Raw genomic sequence first — 2104 nt, forward strand, 5'->3', positions numbered from 1 at the left:
CATACCTGCCATAGAGCTATGATCCATCGCTGGCATTGCACCTGATGCCATACCAGGCATTGAGCCATGATCCATACCTGCCATGGAGCCGTGATCCATTCCGTCCATGGAGCCCATCATATCTTCCATTGAAAGAGGCTCAGGTTTGTCTACAGTAGGAATCGGAGCTGAAAGGCCAATCGCCGTCGACAACGTACCTCGGGCAAAACCAGTACGATCCATCGACTGTGCGAAAATCGTATGGGCGTTATCGATGGGTTGAACAATGACATCGTAAGTTTCACCAGGGCCGAAACGAAACTCATCTACGTCTATAGGTTCAATATCAACACCATCGGTTTGTACAACCGTCATTTTTATGCCTGGAATTCTGACATCGTAAAAAGACCCTCCAGCACCATTTATAAATCTAAGTCTGATTTTCTCACCTTTATTGAAGACACCAGTCCAATTTCCATTAGGGGTTGTTCCGTTCATTAAATAGGTTAAAGTTGCAGAGGATAAGTCAGCCAAATCTGTAGAATTCATTCTCATTTCATTCCACATCTGGCGTTTGGTGAAGGCAACCTTTAATCCACTGTTGCTGACATCGTTAATGAAGTCGATAGCTGTAGGCTGATTAAAATTATAGTAATCACTTTGCGATTTCAATTTTGATAAAATTCGCATCGGGTGCTCATCTGTCCAGTCTGACAAGAGAACAACATAATCTCTATCGGCTGATATAATCTCGCCTTCTTTTGGCTCTATAATTAAAGCGCCATACATTCCCGTCTGTTCTTGAGAACCAGAGTGAGAGTGATACCAATATGTACCGGACTGTTCCAACGTGAATTTATATGTGAATGTCTCTCCTGGTTTAATACCATTGAAACTAATACCAGGTACGCCATCCATTTCAAATGGGAGTATTATACCATGCCAATGAATAGAGGTAGGCTCACTGAGCTTATTGGTAACACGAAGAGTAACCTCATCGCCTTCCTTTAAGCGTAATGTCGGTGCGGGTATGGAGCGATTGACAACCGTGGCAATTCTTGTACTTCCAGTAAAGTTGACAACAACTTCTTCAACTACCAGATCGATTACTGTTCCACTTAAAACTGAGCTGTAAACCTTTTGCGGCAGTTCTTCTTTAGCGTTAATTGACATAGGAATCGATGCCACAACTCCGCCAGCAGCAATCCCTTTAACAAACTTTCTTCTTGAGATAGAAGGATTAAATCCATTTTTACTATGAACATCATTCATAAGCGCCTCCATTTCATCACAACTGTGATGTGCGATGATGCTCATTATAGAAATCAATGTACAATTACAATACTGTAATTTTTCTCAATGCGTATAAAAAATGCGCAAAACTTACGTTAAAGCATGATTTTATTTGCTTTATCTGTTTCGCCCACTACCCATTCCATGCTGAAGTGCAATCACATGGACATCACCGTTGTAGCTGACTTTGACTGTGTTGATACTTTTGTCCATGGGGAGTTGCAGTTGCTTTGTCTTCCCAGGAGTAGCCATTACAGTACCCAGTTTAGTGTCATCCAGGGTAGATACACTCACAGTATCGGTACTAAGTGCGTTGGCACTCCAATCCATATATATAATGTTGTGCCCAGCACGAACGTTATAAGGCACAGGAGCCTGAGCAAAGGCGGAGAAGCTTCCGACGACCAGCGTACATGCCATGAATGCACCAATTTTAATATTCATAAACCACCTCATTTAATTATGACTCAAGTTACGTGACTAACTATATACTCTGAATCATTACATGAAGCTGTCACAAAAATTACAAATTAGTAACAAACCTATTGAAGAGTGTTTGGGGAACGCTGGATGCCTTAAATCAGGACATACCCTATTTTTTGACCTGCTCAGATAGAGATTCGGTTCATGCAGCATGAATCGCCCGGCTTCTCTAGGGAAGGTGCTAACAAGTCACTTGGCACAAAAACACACCATTCTAAATTATTGATATTAAATGGCTAAACTTTTTAGTTTTGGCACATAGGGTACTTATTCGCACCTTCCCAAGGGGTTGCTGAAAAACGATAATCAACTGGCGATGTTATTCACGCTGGCCAACCTGTTTCGGGCG

2 protein-coding genes are annotated in these 2104 nt (G+C 41.9%); both read right to left on the reverse strand.

Annotated elements, in window-relative coordinates; genetic code table 11:
* A partial coding sequence (locus AACR77_RS02960) for a copper resistance system multicopper oxidase (protein ID WP_442853374.1) occupies positions 1–1296 on the reverse strand: 1296 nt, incomplete at its 3' end.
* A gap of 93 nt (positions 1297–1389) precedes the next feature.
* Positions 1390–1716, reverse strand: a complete 327-nt coding sequence (locus AACR77_RS02965; protein WP_010675891.1) for a hypothetical protein — start codon at positions 1714–1716, stop codon at positions 1390–1392.
* Positions 1717–2104: the final 388 nt, after the last annotated feature.

It is taken from the genome of Aeromonas sp. ZOR0002, from assembly GCF_963866995.1.
GTDB classification, from domain to species: domain Bacteria; phylum Pseudomonadota; class Gammaproteobacteria; order Enterobacterales; family Aeromonadaceae; genus Aeromonas; species Aeromonas caviae.